Here is an 18,537-nt window from a genome sequence, read left to right as displayed (position 1 = left end):
TTTAAAGTGAAGCATTCAGGCCAAAGCTCAGTATTTTGGTTTGCGGGTACGCCGTATTGACCACCACGGTATTGTTCCGCTCGGGGTCCAGCTGTTTGATCAGTTTCGAGAACGTGAACAGGTTTTGCCCGGAAACATACAGCCGGAAGGTAGAGAGCTTTACTTTCTTCAATATTGACGCCGGCAGGGAGTAACCCAGCTCCAGGTTCTTCACCCGCAGGTAAGATGCGTCCTGTATCCAGAAAGAAGAAGTTGCCGCCGGCTCGGAAGAGTTCCTGATCATGGCGGGCCAGTTGCCGCCGGGGTTCACTACGGGATCATACCGGTTGTCCCACCATTCTTTCCAGTAGTTGGAATTGCCCGCGTTGCCAGGCCGGTTGCCGTTGTCATAGATGTACATATCTTTTCCCTGCACCCCTTGCAGGAGAAAGCTGAAGTCAATGCCTTTGTAGGAGAGGCTGCCGGTAACGCCGTAGGTGTAGGGCGTATTGGCAGATCCCAGTACGGTACGGTCTGCTTCGGAGATCATGCCATCTTTGTTTACGTCCCTGAACCGCATGGCGCCTATCTTGGGGCCGCTCAGGGAATATTTGGGATATGCCTGCAGGTCCGCGGAATCGCGGAACAGACCTTCATACACGTAACCGAAGAACGAATTGATGGGCTGTCCTTCGCGCAGAATGAACTTGCCGCTGATCGCTTCACGCGTGTTCAGGCTTTCCACCCGGTTCCTGACAAAACCCACATTGGCGCCGGCGTTGATGTTGACCTTCCCAACAGTGGTGCGGTAGGTTACGCCCAGCTCCCACCCCTTGTTGGATACGGCCGCCACGTTCTGCACGCTGGGGGTCACATTGCCAAAAGAAGGCGGTACAGGCAGGTTGTAGAGGATATTGCTGGTAAGCCTGTCAAATACGTCCGCATTCACGAACAGCCTGTTTTTCAGCAGGGCCATGTCTATGCCGATGTTGGTAGTGGTAGTGGACTCCCATTGCAGCATTTTGTTGCCAAAGGCGGTAATGGCCGCCCCGGCCTGTATCTGCCCGCCAATGGCATACATGTTGTCCAGGTTGAGGTATTGAGACGAAGCATAGTTCCCGATCCTGTCGTTCCCCACACGCCCCCAGCCGCCGCGCAGCTTCAGGAGGTCTATGCCCGCGTTGCACAGCCCCTCCAGGAAAGACTCCCGGGAAAGCACCCAGCCGGCGGAAAAGGAAGGAAAAAACCCGTACCGGTTCCCTTCAGAAAAACGGGAAGAACCGTCAATACGCAGGTTGGCCTCAAAGAGGTACTTCTGGTCAAACGCATAGTTGACGCGCCCGAAGAAAGACTGCAGCCGCCAGGCCTGTTTGCTGCCGGCAATATTGTAGTCGGTAACGGCCCTGTCCAGCACCTGCAGGTCATTGTCCGGCAGATCATATCCCCTGGCCAGGAAATACCTGGAATCATAGGCATTGTACTCATGCCCCAGCAGCAGGTTCAGGTCATGCACCTTGCGCAGCGTTTTTGCGTAATTCAGGGTTGTCTGCACCTGTAGCTGTGAAATAGCGTCCTGCCTGTTCTGGAGATTGGAGCGGTTGCTGAACAATACCGGCTGGTCATTGAACGCACTGTAGGAATAAGTGGGCATAAACGCTTCCCCGTACCGGTTATTGTTAGAGTAAACGATCATGGTCCTGGCTTTCAGCCCCGCAAGCGGCTTCAATTCAATATGCCCCTGCAGGTTGGTCTTGTTGTCATCCACATCGTTTCTTCCAATGGTGGTGAACAGCAGGGGGTTGTTCACCACCCGCGCGGGGTCATTGCCGCCGGGGTGCGCCGGGTGGTACACGCCCCACTTGCCGTTGGAGAAATATACCGGGGTAATAGGCAGCGCCATATTGGTGTGGTTCATGATGGCGGTGGGCGTTGTGCCCGGCTCGTGCTGCCGCTGCAGGTAGCCCCAGGTATTCAGCCCTACGCTGAGCACGGGGGAAATGTTCGCTTTTACATTTACACGGTAGGTATACCTTTTGGCGGAAGTACCGTGCATGATGCCCTGCTGGTCAAGATAACCCACGTTGGCCTGGAAAGAGGCCAGCTGGTTGCCGCCCGAAAGGGAGATGGAATGGTTGGTCATGGGCACCGTTCTGAAAACATGGTCAAACCATTGCACGTTGTTAAACGAGTCTGTCAATATGCCGTTCTTCACGTCTTCAATAACGCGGGGGGCATAGTTGGTAGCTCTTGTAGCAATATTGTTCAGGGTCATCCACTGCCACGATTCCACGAACCGGGGAAGATAGGTGGCCTTTTGCAGGCCGTAGTAAAAGTCGTACCCCACCCGCAGCTTTTTAACGCCGGGCTGTTTGGTAGTGACCAGTATTACGCCGTTGGCGCCCCTGGCGCCGTAGATGGCGGCGGAAGAAGCATCTTTCAACACGCTGATGGTCTCGATCTCCTGCGGTGTAAGGTTGCCCAGGTCACGCGTGGTGGCCATCACCCCGTCAATGATCACAAGGGGAGATGCATCGTTGAGCGTGCCCGTGCCCCGTACCAGCACTTCTCCTTCATCCGCTCCCGGCTGGCCGCCGGGCTGCACCACGGCAACACCGGGCAACCGGCCTGAGAGCATGTTCATGGTATTGGACTGAGGAACGTTTTTCAGTTCGTCAAAATCAAGACTGGCCACGGCGCCCGTTACATTGGCGCGTTTCTGCGCGCCATACCCCACCACCACCATTTCTTCCATGGCGCCTACACTGGCTTCCAGGGTTACCTGCAGGCTGTTGTTGCCCGGCGTAACGGGCAGCTCCAGGGGTTTGAACCCGATGCTGGAAAATACCAGCACCCCGCGCTCGGGCGCTTCAATAGTAAAGCGGCCTTCCTGGTCTGTGGCAGTACCTTTGCGGGTACCTTTCACCATCACGGTAACGCCGGGTACCGGTGCTCCGTTGCTGTCTACCACCCGCCCCTTTACAGGCGCCTGCGGTACGGGCGGCGGGGCCGGCGCTGTTTCACGTTCTTTTACGGTCACCGTTTTGTTGCGGATAATATAGGTGAGCGGCTGGTCTTTGAATACTTCCTGGAGAAATGCTTCCAGCGGCATACTTTGCGCCGTGATGGTGACCGGCTTTGCCTGTTTGATAACAGACTCCTTGTAGAAGAACACATAGCCTGTCTGTTTTTTCACCGCAAGGAATACTTCTTCAACAGGCACCTCCTTGCCTGAAAAACGGATTACCTGCGAAAAGCCGCGGGCGGCTGATTGTAGAAAGAAAAATAGCAGCAATAACAGCATCAGGTTAGCCCTGGAAATAACGCTGTTAGTACGGCGCCTGCGCGCATAGCCCTGCCACTGCAGAAAGTGGAATTTTTGCATAGTGTGCAATCATTTGGTGATAAGAATAAAGGCTCTAATGTATGCCTGGTTGAATGTACCGGTAGCCTGTAAGGCCCGTAAAAGCCTTCCCGGTACTGCATTCGTATCCTAACGTGGATGGTATAGTTATCAGAGAGTTATTTTCTATTGCGATACAATGAGCGTGCGGCCTTCCAGGCGGCATTTTACCCCCATATATTTTAAACTTTCCAGTACTTCTGACAGCTGCAGGCCGCGTTGCATGCCGCCCCTGAACTTCTCCGCGGTAACCGCGCCTTCATACTTCACATCTATGTCATACCAGCGTTCCAGCTCCTGCATCACTTCTTTTATGCCAACGCCGTTGAAGTTGAACAGCCCGTTTTTCCATGCCAGCACCTGCTCCGTGTCTACACCGCTGATGAGCTGTATTTTCCCCGGCGCGGTCAATGCCTGCTGGCCGGGTTTCAGCGTTTGCGACTGGCTGAAAGACCTGATCCTCACGGCGCCTTCCACCAGCGTGGTGCGGGTTATTCCGCCCCCGCCCTCATAGTTGCTGGCGTTGAACGCCGTGCCCAGCACCTGTATTTCCGTTTCAGGGTCAAGGATTACGCGGAAGGGCTGCTGCGGATTGCCGGCTATTTCAAAGTAAGCCTCGCCCTGCAGCTCCACTACACGGTCTCCGGTGGTAAAGGAGGTGGGGTAACGGATAGATGAGGCCGCGTTCAGCCATATCCGCGATCCGTCCGGCAGCACCAGCCGGAACTGTTTGCCCCGTGCGGTGGTCATGGCATTCCAGACCGCTTCGCCGCCTGCGCCTGCGGCATCATAAGCCAGCTGGCCACCGGCCAGCTTCACAACCGCCCCTGCCTGCGCGGCAATAGTGCCTTCTCCCAGGCTGTCCAGCACCACGGTGCTGCCGTCTGCCAGGGTCAGCACGGCCCCGTACGCACCGGGAGAAATGGCTGTAGTGTCCGGCACGGGTAGTACCGCCACAACGGGCTGCGTTCCCTTTTCCGTACCGAGCCACCGGTAACCGGCAACAGCCAGCAATACAGCGGCGGCCGCGGCCCATCCCCATGTTTTAAAGAGCGGCAGGCGCTTCGTGCGCGGGAGAAAGGGCTTGTCTACGCTGGTAATGGTCTTGTGCATGCCGTGCCATTCGCCGGGCACCGCTGCCGCGTCACTGCCCGTTTCCGCGGCCAGCTCCTGCAAGGCAGCTACTACCACTTCCTCCATACCGTCATCGGCCAAAACCTCCTTTAACGCCTGTTGCCCGGCGTCTCCGGTTGTTCCGTCCATATACCGGCGCAACAGTTCCTTTATCTGCTCTTTATTTTTCATGATGATATACAGGTATGTACCGCAACCAGCCATTCAGGACTAATGGCCGGCAAAACTTTTTTTTAAAGCCAGAGGAAGATGGCACAGGGCATCAGGTAGCCATGTGCCTTGAGGTGCTCCCTGATCTGTTTCAGGGCGCTCACCAGGGTATTTTTGACCGTATTGCTGGAGAGGTTCAGCTGGCTGGCTATTTCAGGAATGGAAAGCCCTTCTTCGCGGCTGAGCAAAAAGACCGTTTTCCGCTGGCCCGAGAGGTTCAGCACGGCCTGGTGTATCAATGTTTTCAGTTCGCGGAACGCGTAATGGTCATGGGTGGCCTCTTCTCCCGCCAGCCCGGGGCGGGGCGCCTCTTCCAGCACCTTGCGGCGGAGGAACTTGTAGCAGAGCCTGGCGGTGACCGTAAAGATCCAGCCGGCGGGGTTTTTCACATCTTCCAGCTTGTCCCGCCCCAGCCACAGCTGCATGAACGCCTCCTGCACAATTTCCCGCGCCACTTCTTCGTTACCGGTAAGCCGCAGGGCAAAAGGCGTAAGCCTTGGCAGGAAACCGCGAAAGAGCGTTTCAAACGCCTCCTCGTTTCCCAGCGCAATTAATTTAAACAGCGCCCCCTCGTCTACATGCAATTCTTCGTTGATCAAAACAAGTGTAATTTATGATTGGCCCCCGCAAAGCGGGCTACGTCAGTACAAAGGTGCCATCCGGCTGCCATACCATTATCCGCCAGGCAGCGGATAAATTTACTCCTAAGTAAGTGAACTTTTCCCTTAAAAAAAATAGATATTCCTTTTTTATTGATGGACATAATTATTACGGTGGCTTTTGCGGGCGCTCTACCTGAACAACCTGCTGATCACGTTCCCGATCTCCATAAAGTCCCGGTGATTGCTGACAGCCCTTTTTTCCACCATCCCCTCTTCTTCCGAAAAAGGAAATATCAGCAGGTAATTATGGTTAGGCAGGCGGAGGTTGAGGAAATCGGGCATCAACCGCATGTCAGGCGTATAGGACACCATGCCCCGCTTGGCCATCATGGCTATCAGCCCTTCGTCTTCAGCCAGTTCCCCGGCTATCTTCTCCACTTCCCGCCAATGGCCCATTGTCCGCATTTCCGCCTCTATGCCTGCTTTTGCAAGTATCCGGTTCAATATGCGGGTAGTGGCTTCGCTGCTATAAAAGATCATCTGCGCACCGGTGTTCCTGCCTATGTTCCACACCCGCAAAAGCGCGTGGAAAAAACCCGGCTCTTTCTCCGCATTCGGCGGGATTACCACGGTATACTTCCTGATGGTGGAAAGCGGCTGCCGTGCCCTGTATACCAGCACATTCACATGATCGTTCTGCAGGTACCCGTTGTACAGGTTGTAGGCAAACGAGGGAGCAAATCCCTTCTCTCCTTCCAAGGCAATGAGCAGGTCTGTGATCTTCTGCTCCTTGATCACGTTACCGATACCTGCTGTTACATCACTGTCGTACCGCGTCAGCGGGGTTACCTCCACGTCTGCCGCCGCGCCGGTGTCTACCGCATGATGCAGTATCTTTTCCGCGTTCTTCACGGAAGACTCGTTCTTCTCATCGTTGATCACATTGAGGGCAAAGAGCCGGCTGGCGCCTCCCTTGCCCCTGATCAGCAAGGCCAGGTTCACCATGCGCTCTATGGTCTCTTCGTGGTTCATGGCCATCAGGATGTGTTCCCGTTCCTGGGTGTTGCCGGACACGGTGTTCTCATTGTCTGCTTCCGCAATGCGTTGCCCGCTGGACATAGACACGAAAGACGAAATGGAACAGGAGATCAGGATCAGTAAAATGCTGCCGTTCAGCACATGCTCGTTCAGCAGCCTCACCGGCTCGCCCGCCGCGGTTTCGTACAGGATGATATTATAACCCACCATTACCGATGCCAGCGTAGCCGCGGCCGAGGCGGCGCTCATCCCGAAGATCAGGCGGCCTTCATCCCTGCTCAGGCGGAAGGTTTTTTTTGTGGCCATGGCCGCCAGGTACTTGCCGCCAATTGACGCCACCAGCATTACGGCTGCTACGCCCAGCGTTTCCCAGCCTTTGAAGAACACCTTGAAGTCTATCAGCATGCCCACGCTGATCAGGAAAAAGGGAATGAAAATGGCGTTGCCTACAAACTCTACGCGGTTCATGAGCGTGGAGGTGCGGGGAATGAGGCGGTTCAGGGCAAGGCCGGCAAAAAATGCGCCGATGATAGCTTCCACACCGGCTATTTCCGCCAGCAGCGCCGCCAGGTATATCATGACCAGCACAAAGATGTATTGCGATATTTTGTCTTGCACCTCCTTGAAGAACCACCTCCCCATTAGCGGGAACACCACCAGCACCACCACCACAAACACTACCATGGATATTGACAATTGCGCCCAGAAACCTGCTCCTACCTCACCTTGCGTCATGCCCACCACTACCGCCAGTACCAGTAGTGACAGTACGTCCGTGATCATGGTGCCGCCCAGCGTAATGTTAACGGAAAGGTTCTTGGAGATGCCCATTTTGCTGATGTAGGGATATACAATAAGCGTATGGGAAGAAAAAAGGCTGGCAAACAGCACGGAAGTAAGCACGTTGAACCCGAGTATATAATAGCCGCCCAGGTAGCCCAATACAAAAGGCACAGCAAAGGTGTAAACAGCAAACGTGATGCTCTTCCACTTGTTCTTCTTGAAATCGCCCATGTCTATTTCAAGGCCCGCCAGGAACATGATGTACAACAGGCCGGTGGTGCCGGTCACTACCACGCTGCTGTCACGCGAGAGCACGTTGAACCCGTTCGGCCCTATCAGCGCGCCGGCAATGATAAGGCCCAGCAGGTGCGGCACCTTGATCTTGTTGAGCAGCAACGGTGCGCAAAGGATTATGATCAGTTCAAGCAGGAATTTCAATAGCGGGTCCTCTATCGGGAGGCTCAGATGCCCTATACTCAGCAATGACATACACAATTAGTTTGATGCACGAACTAGTTCCACAGAAAATCTGGCGGCGCAGTTATTATCTATGCGGAGCAACTGGCTGCCTTTCATCAAACCAGGGCTGACCCGGCTTAGCTCTACGCTTATCTGCATGTTCTTGTGCGCGGCGGAATCTGACTGAAAAAGCAAACGGACGGTACTGCTGTCAAAAGACGCGGAAAAGACCCGCGTTACCATATTCCGGTCAAACACTTTCGTGAACAGGCCGGTAGAGTCACCGGTAAATTCCCAGGCAGTTGAACGCTGATCTCCCACTACATACTCCGTGCAGGTAGATTCCTTGCAAATGGTCTTGCTGCTCCACCTGCCCTGTATGTCTTCCGGCCAGGCCTGTTGCTCCGGGGCATCTGCAGCGGCCAGCAGGCTGTCTCTCATGCGGAGCAGCAACTGATAATCCGCTTCTTTCACGGCAAACTGCCGTTCTTTTTCCGCCAATACCTGTTCCCGCCAGGTCAGTTGCTGTTCCCGCCGGCCATCGGCACAAGACGCTGTCAAGCCAAGTAGCAAGATGCCTGTTATCTTTTGTTGCCAGCCCATACATCAAAACGTTTAGTATATCAATATACGAAAAACAGGGGAACAGGGTCTTTGCGGCCTTTCTCCACAATTTGTGAACCGTATTTCGGCAATTGGCGAAATATAGCCAGAAAATCTACACACGTTCTTTTTTATGCTATTGGCGCTCAACAGTTTGGCAAATGGCGCAGCACTTGCAACAACACATGCATCACGGTTACGATCATTCAACATTAAACACGATCACAATGGCACCATCTAAAAAAACATCAAGGCCGGAAGAAGATGCGCGCATCTTCACGCAAGTACGGGGTTTCCTGCAACAGCTGAATGCCGGCGGCAGCAAACCTATTGAGCAACTCAGCCCGGCAGACGCGCGGAACGTGCTATCCGGCGCCCAAAGCGCTGCAGCGGCAGATTATTCAGGCATCGAAGAATCGGAGAAAGTTATCCCCTGGGAGGGAGAAACGCTGAAGCTCCACATCACCAAACCGCTCCATGCGCAACCCGGCGCGCCGGTGTTCCTCTACATCCATGGCGGCGGCTGGGTGCTGGGAGATTACCCCACGCACCGCAGGCTGGTAAGGGACCTGGTGGTAGAAAGCGGCGCCGTAGCGGTGTTCCCGGATTATACTCCCTCTCCTGAAGCGCAATACCCGGTTGCTTTACACCAGCTACATGCCGCCGCCAAATGGGTAGCGGAACAGGGCGATGAAATAGGCGTGAACGGGCATAACCTGGCTGTTGTGGGCAATAGCGTAGGCGGCAACATGGCAGCCGCGCTGGCGTTACTGGCCAAAGAGAAAGGCGGCCCCGCCATCAGGCTGCAGGTACTGCTCTGGCCGGTTACAGACGCCAATTTCGAAACAGGTTCCTACCAGGAAATGGGCGAAGGCAGGTTCCTTACCAAAAATATGATGATATGGTTCTGGGACAATTACCTGCCAGACAAAAAGAAGCGTGGAGAAATATATGCCGCTCCCCTGCAGGCTTCCACAGACCAGTTAAAAGGCTTGCCCCCGGCGCTGGTGCAAACGGCGGAAAACGACGTGCTCCGCGATGAAGGCGAGGCATACGCCCGCAAGCTGGACGAAGCGGGCGTACCCGTTACCCTTACCCGCTACGCCGGTTTGATACATGACTACGGGCTGCTCAATGCCCTTGCCGGCGTGCCGGCCGTTAAAACCGCGCTGCTGCAGGCCGCGGCCGTGATAAAAAGATCGCTGGCCGCCGGGTAACCGCTTTACCCTGTTCTCACCTGATTTTTCTACACTTTTAAAAACATACAATATGTCTACAATTAAACAAGTGGTGGCCGCAACGGTACTGTCTGCTGCCGCAGTTGCCCCCGGCCCTGCCGGTGCGCAATCCCAGCCCATTCTCAAGGGCGTGAAAAACATTGTACTGGTCCATGGCGCGTTTGCCGACGGCTCCAGCTGGGCAAAGGTCATTCCCCTGCTGCAGGCCAAAGGGCTGAACGTTACCGCGGTGCAGAACCCGCTCGTCTCACTGGAAGAAGACGTAGCAGCTACCCAAAGGGCCATTGCGCTGATGGAAGGCCCTGTGCTGCTCGTGGGCCATTCTTACGGCGGCATGGTGATCTCGGAAGCAGGTAACGATCCCAAAGTGGCTGGCCTGGTGTATGTATGCGCCCTGATCCCCAACGATGGTCAATCTGTAGTGGACGTAACACAAGCTTTTCCACCGGCGCCCGGCAGCGCGGAGTTCAGGCAGGATGACGCCGGTTTCCTCCGCCTTTCTCCCAAAGGGATCAACGAACATTTTGCGCAAGACCTCTCCGCCGCCGAAAGGGGCGTACTGGTAGCTACGCAAACACCCTGGGCCGCAAAAGCCACCGTTGCCAAAATATCAACAGCAGCATGGAAGACCCGGCCGGCCTGGTGCATCATTGGCACGGAAGACCAGATGGTACCGCCAGACCTGGCCCGGGCGGAAGCCGCCATGATCAAGGCCAAAACCACCGAGCTGGCATCCAGCCACGTACCCATGGTCTCCATGCCGGAAAAGGTGGCGGCAATAATTGTTAATGCCGCACAGGAATTGTAACAGCCCCGTAACACGAAAGCGCAAAGATCCGGCCCGCCCGGGTCTTTGCGCTTTTTACTAAAAACAAAAGAAATGGTATAAATATTCCGTATTTTTTGTCCACTTACCGCCTTCTGATTGTTATTAAGTATGAGCATTGCATTTTAACCATTAACAATCTGTCCATTTAGCATGAAAAAAACGAAAACCGCAGTTACCTCCGAAATCTCCCCCGCCACTACACTTGTGACCGGTACCAGTGCCCGGCGGGCCAATGAACGCATCGCCTCACTGGAAACAGAGCGCCGCATCCTCCTGGAGCTGGGCAACGAGCTGACCAAGGTGCGGGAAAAAACAGACCTGATCACCATTTTCTCCCTGAAGATCAGGGAAATGTTCCCCTTTTCCCATGCTATTGTTACGCTCATCAACCCGGACGGGCAGAGCTACACTCCTTTCCTGCTGGACCCTGATTCATCGCCCATCCAGGGCCACGAGCTGTATGCCTCCCTGGTAGCCGGCCGCTTTCCGATGCAGGAGCCCTTTATTGAACGGGTAATGACCAGCGGAGAACCTACCCCCTTCCGGATGGAAGACGTGATGGACCTCCCCGGCAGCCCCGTATTCCTGAAGGTCAATTACGAGGCGGGCATCCGGGTCATCCTGATGACGCCGCTGAAAGACAAAGACCAGATCATCGGTTTCCTGCACACCTATACAACAGACCCCGCCGGATTTACGGACGAATTTACGGGCATCATCACCGGCATTGCGCCCCAGATATCCAGCGCTGTGGCCAATATCCAGAAAAATGAGGCCATGCGCCACGCAGACTCCGTCAACGAAGTGCTGCTGTCTCTCAGCAACGAAATGGTAAAGGTCAGGGACCGGCAGGACCTGCTGAAAGTCATCAGCTCCGCCCTGAAGGGGATCGTGCCCTTTTCCGCCAGCATGATCACAGTGATGGACGAGAAGGAGGAATACTACAAGGCTTACCTGATGGACGCGGAAGCCAAACTGAAAGAGCTGACAGACTCCGGGAACGTACTCGGCATGGCAACGCCTGCGGATGATGGCATTTACGACATTGCGTCACTCTATTACAAGCCGCTGGTTTTTGACATGCGGTCTTTTGACCTGGAGCATGCCCCTCTCTGGTTCAGGCTGCATTACGAGGCCGGCTCCCGTGAAATGATCGTGAAAATACTGGGCGGTAACGGCACGTCCAAGTACAGCCTGATGCTCTTCGCAGACCAGACCGGGATGTTCGGCACGGAGGCCGTCAACATCGTTAACCGCATTTCCAGCCAGCTGTTTACCGCCATCAGCAATATTTCCGCCAATGAGGAAATACTGAAACGGGAAATGGAAAAATCATTCCTGCTGGACTTCAGCAACGACATTGCCGCGGTAAGAAGCAAGGCAGACCTGTCTGACGCCGTCCGTAAAAGCCTCCGGAAGCTGGATTCGCTGAACGGCTACGTGATCCGCAAGATCAACGAAGACCGCGTTACGTCCACTACTTATATTTATGATGAAGATATTGCGGAAGAAGATGATGAGATGGTACGGGAAATGCTCACGGCCAGGCTGCCCCTGGAAGACGGGTTGCAGAACAGGGTGCTGGACAGCGAGATACCGCTCTTTTTCAATGTAAACTCGGAGATCAGGAAGGGCGGCACCGCGCGTTACCTGCAGCTCTGGAAAAAGATCGGGTTCACCACCGTGGTAGGCACCGCGCTGCGTACCGGCAATGTAACGCTGGGCGTGCTGTGGCTGGGGCTGGAAGAAATAAACATGCCGCTGTTGCAGGGCATTTGCGCCCAGATCTCCATAGCCATGTACAACATTATTGCCAACGAAGAAATACTGCGCCGGGAAAAAGAACAGTCCTTCCTCCTGGATTTCAGTCGTGACATTGCCGCTGTACGCACCAAAGATGAGCTGCAGCTGGCCATTTCAAGGGTATTGCAAAAGGTGCTGAACATCAAGCTGGCCATTATCCGCATTATTGAAGACGATGGCGTTACCCTCAGCCCTTACATGTATGACGAGAAAGAGTTCCAGAACGAAAACACTACGTTCAGGATGCTTGTTTCCAGGAACATTGATATATCAGATGAGCTGAACGCGCGGGTGCTGCGGAGCGAGGGGCCTTTGCTCTTTAACGTGGAAGAAGAGATGGCGCGGGGCAATGACAGCCCTATTGTGCGCTTCTGGCGAAGCGTAGGGATGGAGAACGCCTTCGGCGCGCCGCTGCGTGCGGGCAATGCCAATGTAGGCACGCTCTGGCTGCTGACCAATGAGCTTAACCTCACCATATTGCAGGGCATCTGCGCGCAGGTATCCATTGCCATCTCGAACATCCGCGCCAACGAAAAGATACTGGCCTACAAACAGAAGCTGGAGCATGAGAACGATTACCTGCGGGAGCAGATCAAGACCATTTACAATTTCTCCGAGATCGTAGGCAGCGGGCCGCAGATGCAGAAGGTGTACCGCCTCATCACACAGGTGGCCAACGCGGCCTCTACCGTGCTGATACTGGGCGAAACGGGCACCGGCAAGGAGCTGATAGCCCGCGCCGTACACAACGCCTCTCCCCGTAAAAGCAAGCTGATGGTAAAGGTGAACTGCGCCGCCCTGCCCACCCACCTCATTGAAAGCGAGCTGTTCGGCCACGAAAAAGGCGCTTTCACCGGCGCTATAGACCGGCGCATCGGGAAGTTCGAGCTGGCCAATCACAGCACCCTCTTCCTGGACGAGATCGGTGAAATGCCGCTGGAGCTGCAGGTGAAATTGCTGCGGGTATTGCAGGAAAGGGAGCTTGAAAGAGTGGGCGGGAAAAGCACCATCAAGGTAGACGTGCGTATTATTGCCGCCACCAACCGTAACCTGGAAGCGGAAGTACAGGCAGGCCGTTTCCGGTCAGACCTCTACTACCGGCTGAACGTATTCCCCATTCACCTGCCCCCGCTGCGGGAACGCCTGGAAGACATTGAGGCGCTCGCCAATTCCTTTATCGCCAAATTCAACAAGAACATCGGCAAAAAAGTGACCGGCATGTCCGCCAGGGTATTGAAACAGCTCAGAAGTTACGACTGGCCGGGCAATGTGCGGGAGCTGGAACACCAGATAGAGCGGGGCATTCTGCTCAGCGAAGGCGATACGCTCAGTGAAATTCAACTGCCCGGGCGCCAGCAGGAAAATAACGGAAATGCGCAGGCATCATCCGGAAGAACGCTGGAACAGATAGAACGCAGCCATATCATTGACATGCTGAAACGGTGCGGCGGAAAAATATCCGGCATCGGGGGAGCGGCGGAGATACTTGAGATACCGGGCACCACGCTGCATTCCAAAATGAGAAAGCTAAAGATCGTCAAGGCGGACTACATCTGAAATACGTTGAACTTGTGCCCGTCAGGGTCAGCAAATACAAAACCGTAATACCCTTCGCCAAACGCTTCGGGTTTGGAAACGATGGTCCCCCCGGCTTGCCGCACCTCCTTTTCCCAGTTGTCAACCACTTCCCGGCTGTCAGCGGAAATGGTAAATATAATTTCATTCCCGGCCTTGGTATCAACTATTGGCCCCTTCATAGCGGGCTCAAGCACATCCTTCAGAAAGAAATGGATGATAAAGTTCTCATCGCCAAAGAAGAAGCTGGTCAATTGGCCAGACGCTCCATTGTGCTTAAACCCGAGCTGTTGATAGAATGTAGTGGTCCGTTCTAAATCCAGGACACCGAAATTGGCCCAAATCTTTTTTGTTTTCATAAACCAGATTTAATGTGTTCCGGCATGCTTGCTGGCGTGCCTGTATCAGTCTCAAAGATAGCCCATCAGCTTGTCAGGCAAGGCGGCCATTTGCGAAATTCTGCGGGCCGTTTCCGTCATTCTCCCGGTACCCCATAAAAACCCCGCTGTATTTCGTGAAACCCACGGCAATTCTCTTTATAAGGTGAAAGAAAAACAGGCTGCCCCAATGCAACTAACTGATTTATAGCCCGGTAAAGCAATGGCACTTCACTTGCAAACTATTCTGCAAATTAATTCACCACTGCCTGCATGCAGGCAACCTTAAATGTTCTGATCATGAAAATCGTAGTAATTGGCGGAACCGGCCTGATCGGCTCCAAAACAGTTGAAAGACTTCGCCTGCTTGGGCACGAAGTAATAGCCGCCTCTCCCGCCACCGGCGTGAACACTATTACCGGCGAAGGTCTGTCCGCAGCGCTGGAGGGCGCCGGCGTAGTGATAGACGTGGCCAACTCTCCTTCTTTTGAAGACAAGGCCGTACTGGAGTTTTTCCAGACCTCCGGCCGCAACCTGCTGGCCGCGGAAGCGGAAGCAGGCGTTCAACACCACGTGGCCCTTTCCGTAGTGGGCACCTACCGGCTGCAGGAAAGCGGCTACTTCCGCGCAAAAGCGGCACAGGAAACGCTCATCAAACGCTCCGGCATTCCTTACACCATTGTTCACTCCACCCAGTTCTTCGAGTTCCTGGGCGGCATTGCGGCCTCAGCGGCCAAAGAAGAGGCCATTCACCTGTCACCGGCATTTATACAGCCCATTGCGTCTGACGATGTAGCGGATGCCGTGGCAGACGTTGCCTTGGGAGCGCCGGTGAACGGCACCGTAGAAATTGCCGGGCCGGAAAAAGTAAGCCTCGCCGCCCTGGTAGCCCGCTACCTTGGTGAGCTGAAAGATCCGCGTACAGTGGTGGCGGATAATTCTGCCCGGTACTTCGGCGCGCTGCTCAACAACCAGTCGCTCGTACCCGGCCCCAACCCGCGCATTGGCCACATCAATTTTGAGACCTGGTTTGCCAACCGCCCTGTGAAAGCGTAACAACTTTTTTTAGTATTCATTTATAAACAGCAACAACATGCAAGAATTTCTCTTAGTGATCCACAGGGACCTGACCAGCGCTAACCCAACGCCCTCGCCCGAACAGATGAAAGAAGCCCTTAAACCGTACCAGGACTGGGTAGCCGGCATTGCCGCGCAAGACAGGCTGGTAGCCCCGCCCAAGCGTTGGGACGTAGACGGCAGGGTTATCAGGTTTGAAAAGAACAAAGACCAGGTATACAACGGCCCTTATGCTGAAAGCAGGGAATCTATCGGCGGCCTCTTCCTGGTACGGGCAAAGGATTATGACGATGCGGTAGAAATAGCCAAAGGCTGCCCCATCATCCGCTACGGCGCCATTGTTGAAGTACGCATGGCGGTACCGGTAGCCTGATCACCGTACTGAACGGCAACAGCAAGGCCTTTGCGGTATACCGCAAAGGCCTTGCTGCTTTTGTCTGCTGATCACAACAGGCTCTTGATGTAAAATACAATTGGCATGGACGCGAACGCCAGCGGGATGATGACCGCAAAGAGCCATATGCCGATGAATTTGACCACGGGCGTATACCGCCGGCTGGCCAGCCCCGCGGTCTGGAAAGCGCTCTGGAAACCGTGGTACATGTGGTAGGCCACCGCCACCATGGCCACCAGGTACAGCAATACGTACCAGAGCAGGCTGAAGCTGTGCGCAACAATAGCATACAGGTCTTTTACCCGTACCACCTCAATGTGCTGCTCCTGGGTAACGGCGTACTCAAAATCCGGGGATGGCGGTACGTACACGGTGGATGTGAGCTGCCCCGTCAAAAGATCTTTCCGGTACTCCCGGTAGGTGCCTTCGGTAAATTTATACCGGCCCCAGAAGTTGGTCATGTGGATCACCAGGAACAGGAAAATGATGCTGCCCAGCAGCCCCATGTTCAGGGAAGCCCAACTGGCGCCACCTTTTGGCGCAATGGCATACTTCACCGGCCGGGCGCGCCGGTTGCTGATGGTGAGCGCCAGCGCATAGAAGGCATGAATCAGGATGGACACATACAACACATAGCCAATAATTTCAACCGGCAAAAAATGGGTCATAAAATGCGCGTAGATATTGAACGTATACCCTTCATCTCCGGCAAACAGCGTAAGGTTGCCGCCCAGGTGTACGATGAGGAAGAGGCAGAGGAACAGCCCCGTCATGGACATGATCAGCTTTCTGCCCAGCGATGAGCGGAAGAATTGTTTGAAACCTTGCATGGTGAATGCGTTTATGGGCCGTGCAGGCGCGGGCAACGGCCACGGTTATACAGTATCAACAAAAGAACGAACATCAATTGTTCAGGTGGCGCTTCAGCTGTTCCATATGCTTTATCATGAACGAAGTATTGGCCGGGGTATTGGCCTGCTTCAGCGCCGTTTCATAATGCCGCAGCGCCTTCCTGTCATCTACATGCGTATAAAGGTTGCCCAGCAGCAGGTAATAAAAATAATTGTCTGTCAGCCCCAGTTTCTCCGCTTCCCTGATAGCCTCCTGTTTGCTTCTTGCCTTGGCCAGGGCAAATGTGCGGTTCAGGGCGGCCATGGGAGAATATTCCAGTATCAGCAGCTGGTTGTACAGGCCCAGGATGTTCTCCCATTTTTCGCGGGAGTCTTCCTTATGAGTGTGCCAGTAGGCAATGGCCGCCTCCAGGTGGTAGCGGGTCAGTACTAGGGAGGCCGCGGAACGGTGGAGGTAATACTCGCCCCGGCCGATCAGTTCCCGGTCCCAGCGCGTCTCATCCTGGTCTTCGTACAGGAGCAGCTCTCCCGAATCATTCGTTCTTGCGTCAAAACGGGAAGAGTGAAAGCACATCAGCGCCAGCAAGGCGTTCACCGCTGGCTGGTCTGTTTGCGGTTGTTCCGCCAGCAGGTAGTTGAGCCGCATGGCTTCCACACACAGCTCTTTCCGCAACACCGTGTTGTGGGAAGTGGAATAATAGCCTTCGGAAAAAAGGAGGTACAACGTTTTCAGCACCGCCTCCAGCCGCTCGTTCATTTCCGGGAGCGTGGGCTGCCCGATCTTTATCCCCGCTTCTTTCAACTTCTCTTTGGCCCGGCTCAGGCGTTTGTAAATCACCGTTTTGCTGGTAAGGTAAGCATCCGCTATTTCCTGCGCCCCGAAACCGCAAAGCAGGTTCAGCGCAAGCCCCACCTGGGATTCTGCGGGAATGGAAGGATGGCATACGGCAAAGATCATGGCCAGCTGGCTGTCTTCTATGTTGCGGGCGGAAAGATCGATCTCGATCTCTTCTCCCTCCGGGGTATTGAGCCGGAGATCAACCAGCAGTTGCCGGTGAAAGAAATTGTCTCTCTTCAGCCAGTTCTTTGTTTTGTTCCGGGCCACCACGTACAGCCAGGCCGCCGGGTTTTCCGGTACGCCCCTGGCGCTCCAGGATTCTGTTGCGGCCAGAAAGGTGTCACTCACAATATCTTCCGCCAGTTCTATATGTTCCATGCCGAACAGGGAACAAAGTACCGACACCATTTTGCGGTACTCTGTTCTGAACAAATGCGGCAATAGTTCTTTTCCTTCCATACGGTCAAAGTTACACCACCGCCATCCGTACTTCCACTGTTCCGCCCAGCTCAAGGATGGGCGCGCCTTTGGCAATTTCAACGGCCTCATCGTAGCTGTTGGCCCTGATCACTATAAACCCGCCTATGGATTCCTTGATCTCCGCATACGGGCCGTCTGTTACGGTCTTATCATGCTTCAGCACTTTTCCCGTGGCTTCCCAGGGCTGGAGCGGCCTTGCCAGCAGTTCCCGCGCCTGGAGGCCGTCAAACCATTCCCGCCACCGGCTCAGATGCGCCTGCAATTGCTCCGGCGACGGTTGTATCTCCTTCGTTTTGTAATCTCTGCGGAATACCAGTAAGAAATCGTTCATATATCTTGGTTTTTTTGTGCCTGGGCAAAGTCTCAGCCAAACTGGCCTACCTGGTAGGTGCCTACGGCATCGGGCCGGGTGAACGCTATGTTGAAGCGGTTCCAGCTATTGATGGAAGCAACCACCAGCGTCAGGTCTACCAGTTCTTCATCTGTGAACTGTTCTTTTACCCGTATGTAAATATCATCCGGTATGTGACAGGCCGTTACCGCTTCCGCCCATGCCAGCGCCGCCCTTTCACGGGTGGTGAAAAACGCCGTTTCCCGCCACGCGCTCAGGGCGTACAGGCGCTGCTCCGTTTCCCCATGAGAACGGGCATCTTTTGAATGCATGTCAAGGCAATAGGCACAGCCGTTAATTTGTGATACCCGGAAAGATACCAGCTCCTGCAGGGGTACCTCTATCAATGATCTTTTGAGGTAAGCGCCAATGTGAAAGAGCGTTTTAATGGCGCCAGGCCCTTTTTCCTGAAAGTTAATTCTTTGTTCCATTTTAATCTGATTTGATTTGTTATATACTAATGACAACCGGTTTTC

General features: G+C 54.5%; 15 protein-coding genes. 5 read left to right on the top strand and 10 right to left on the bottom strand.

Translation table 11 applies throughout. The features are described 5' to 3' along the window. Position 1: 1 nt before the first annotated feature. The 5 genes from D3A97_RS14705 to D3A97_RS14685 form a co-directional block, all read right to left on the bottom strand. Positions 2-3,361 carry a TonB-dependent receptor gene (locus D3A97_RS14705; protein WP_119079232.1) on the bottom strand — a complete coding sequence of 1,120 codons (3,360 nt, stop codon included), beginning with the start codon at positions 3,359-3,361 and terminating at the stop codon, positions 2-4. Between the two features lie 144 nt (positions 3,362-3,505). Next, positions 3,506-4,684, bottom strand: a complete 1,179-nt coding sequence (locus D3A97_RS14700) for a FecR family protein (protein ID WP_198674005.1) — start codon at positions 4,682-4,684, stop codon at positions 3,506-3,508. 62 nt (positions 4,685-4,746) lie between these two features. Continuing rightward, positions 4,747-5,322 (bottom strand): RNA polymerase sigma factor, encoded by a 576-nt coding sequence (locus D3A97_RS14695; RefSeq protein ID WP_157986547.1) that lies wholly within the window; start codon positions 5,320-5,322, stop codon positions 4,747-4,749. A 192-nt stretch (positions 5,323-5,514) separates the two neighbouring features. Beyond that, positions 5,515-7,635 (bottom strand): cation:proton antiporter, encoded by a 2,121-nt coding sequence (locus D3A97_RS14690; RefSeq protein WP_119079229.1) that lies wholly within the window; start codon positions 7,633-7,635, stop codon positions 5,515-5,517. Positions 7,636-7,641: 6 nt separating this feature from the next. Then, positions 7,642-8,208 carry a hypothetical protein gene (locus tag D3A97_RS14685; protein WP_119079228.1) on the bottom strand — a complete coding sequence of 189 codons (567 nt, stop codon included), beginning with the start codon at positions 8,206-8,208 and terminating at the stop codon, positions 7,642-7,644. A gap of 227 nt (positions 8,209-8,435) precedes the next feature. Between D3A97_RS14685 and D3A97_RS14680 the strand changes: the two genes are divergently transcribed. The 3 genes from D3A97_RS14680 to D3A97_RS25170 all read left to right on the top strand — a co-directional run bounded on the left by D3A97_RS14680 (position 8,436) and on the right by D3A97_RS25170 (position 13,635). Continuing rightward, positions 8,436-9,425 carry an alpha/beta hydrolase gene (locus tag D3A97_RS14680; RefSeq protein WP_119079227.1) on the top strand — a complete coding sequence of 330 codons (990 nt, stop codon included), beginning with the start codon at positions 8,436-8,438 and terminating at the stop codon, positions 9,423-9,425. 52 nt (positions 9,426-9,477) lie between these two features. Continuing rightward, positions 9,478-10,254, top strand: a complete 777-nt coding sequence (locus tag D3A97_RS14675) for an alpha/beta fold hydrolase (protein WP_119079226.1) — start codon at positions 9,478-9,480, stop codon at positions 10,252-10,254. A 171-nt stretch (positions 10,255-10,425) separates the two neighbouring features. Continuing rightward, complete coding sequence (locus D3A97_RS25170) at positions 10,426-13,635, top strand: sigma 54-interacting transcriptional regulator (protein ID WP_232825969.1); 3,210 nt, start codon at positions 10,426-10,428, stop codon at positions 13,633-13,635. Here the strand turns inward: D3A97_RS25170 and D3A97_RS14665 are convergent. Continuing rightward, positions 13,626-14,012, bottom strand: coding sequence for a VOC family protein (locus D3A97_RS14665; RefSeq protein WP_119079225.1), 387 nt, complete (start codon positions 14,010-14,012; stop codon positions 13,626-13,628). The two genes, D3A97_RS25170 and D3A97_RS14665, sit on opposite strands and share 10 nt — an antisense overlap. Before the next feature lie 318 nt (positions 14,013-14,330). Between D3A97_RS14665 and D3A97_RS14660 the strand changes: the two genes are divergently transcribed. Beyond that, on the top strand, positions 14,331-15,086 hold the full coding sequence (locus D3A97_RS14660; RefSeq protein WP_119079581.1) for an SDR family oxidoreductase: 756 nt from the start codon (positions 14,331-14,333) through the stop codon (positions 15,084-15,086). Positions 15,087-15,123: 37 nt separating this feature from the next. After that, a complete protein-coding gene (locus D3A97_RS14655) occupies positions 15,124-15,480 on the top strand; it encodes a YciI family protein (protein ID WP_119079224.1) in 357 nt (118 codons plus the stop codon). A 71-nt stretch (positions 15,481-15,551) separates the two neighbouring features. Here D3A97_RS14655 and D3A97_RS14650 read toward each other — a convergent pair whose 3' ends face one another. The 4 genes from D3A97_RS14650 to D3A97_RS14635 all read right to left on the bottom strand — a co-directional run bounded on the left by D3A97_RS14650 (position 15,552) and on the right by D3A97_RS14635 (position 18,492). Further along, positions 15,552-16,331: a succinate dehydrogenase cytochrome b subunit gene (locus tag D3A97_RS14650; RefSeq protein WP_119079580.1), complete on the bottom strand. Its 780-nt coding sequence runs from the start codon at positions 16,329-16,331 to the stop codon at positions 15,552-15,554. A 73-nt stretch (positions 16,332-16,404) separates the two neighbouring features. Beyond that, positions 16,405-17,649, bottom strand: coding sequence for an RNA polymerase sigma factor (locus D3A97_RS14645; protein WP_119079223.1), 1,245 nt, complete (start codon positions 17,647-17,649; stop codon positions 16,405-16,407). Between the two features lie 10 nt (positions 17,650-17,659). Then, a complete protein-coding gene (locus D3A97_RS14640) occupies positions 17,660-18,001 on the bottom strand; it encodes a YciI family protein (RefSeq protein ID WP_119079222.1) in 342 nt (113 codons plus the stop codon). A 32-nt stretch (positions 18,002-18,033) separates the two neighbouring features. Continuing rightward, a complete protein-coding gene (locus D3A97_RS14635; RefSeq protein ID WP_119079221.1) occupies positions 18,034-18,492 on the bottom strand; it encodes a carboxymuconolactone decarboxylase family protein in 459 nt (152 codons plus the stop codon). Between the last annotated feature and the right edge of the window lie 45 nt (positions 18,493-18,537).

Source organism: Chitinophaga alhagiae (assembly GCF_003568665.1).
In the GTDB taxonomy this organism is placed as follows: Bacteria; Bacteroidota; Bacteroidia; order Chitinophagales; family Chitinophagaceae; genus Chitinophaga; species Chitinophaga alhagiae.
Note: the sequence above shows the minus strand (reverse complement) of the source record. Positions and strands in the feature narration are given on the sequence as shown.

Bases quoted from the DNA above. Each gene is read 5' to 3' on its own strand.
- D3A97_RS14640 (WP_119079222.1), bottom strand. From the start codon at position 18,001: ATGAACGATTTCTTACTGGTATTCCGCAGAGATTACAAAACGAAGGAG.
- D3A97_RS14705 (WP_119079232.1), bottom strand. From the start codon at position 3,361: ATGCAAAAATTCCACTTTCTGCAGTGGCAGGGCTATGCGCGCAGGCGC.
- D3A97_RS14645 (WP_119079223.1), bottom strand. From the start codon at position 17,649: ATGGAAGGAAAAGAACTATTGCCGCATTTGTTCAGAACAGAGTACCGC.
- D3A97_RS14680 (WP_119079227.1), top strand. From the start codon at position 8,436: ATGGCACCATCTAAAAAAACATCAAGGCCGGAAGAAGATGCGCGCATC.
- D3A97_RS14690 (WP_119079229.1), bottom strand. From the start codon at position 7,635: ATGTCATTGCTGAGTATAGGGCATCTGAGCCTCCCGATAGAGGACCCG.
- D3A97_RS14700 (WP_198674005.1), bottom strand. From the start codon at position 4,684: ATGAAAAATAAAGAGCAGATAAAGGAACTGTTGCGCCGGTATATGGAC.
- D3A97_RS14665 (WP_119079225.1), bottom strand. From the start codon at position 14,012: ATGAAAACAAAAAAGATTTGGGCCAATTTCGGTGTCCTGGATTTAGAA.
- D3A97_RS14655 (WP_119079224.1), top strand. From the start codon at position 15,124: ATGCAAGAATTTCTCTTAGTGATCCACAGGGACCTGACCAGCGCTAAC.
- D3A97_RS14685 (WP_119079228.1), bottom strand. From the start codon at position 8,208: ATGGGCTGGCAACAAAAGATAACAGGCATCTTGCTACTTGGCTTGACA.
- D3A97_RS14660 (WP_119079581.1), top strand. From the start codon at position 14,331: ATGAAAATCGTAGTAATTGGCGGAACCGGCCTGATCGGCTCCAAAACA.
- D3A97_RS14650 (WP_119079580.1), bottom strand. From the start codon at position 16,331: ATGCAAGGTTTCAAACAATTCTTCCGCTCATCGCTGGGCAGAAAGCTG.
- D3A97_RS14675 (WP_119079226.1), top strand. From the start codon at position 9,478: ATGTCTACAATTAAACAAGTGGTGGCCGCAACGGTACTGTCTGCTGCC.
- D3A97_RS14635 (WP_119079221.1), bottom strand. From the start codon at position 18,492: ATGGAACAAAGAATTAACTTTCAGGAAAAAGGGCCTGGCGCCATTAAA.
- D3A97_RS25170 (WP_232825969.1), top strand. From the start codon at position 10,426: ATGAAAAAAACGAAAACCGCAGTTACCTCCGAAATCTCCCCCGCCACT.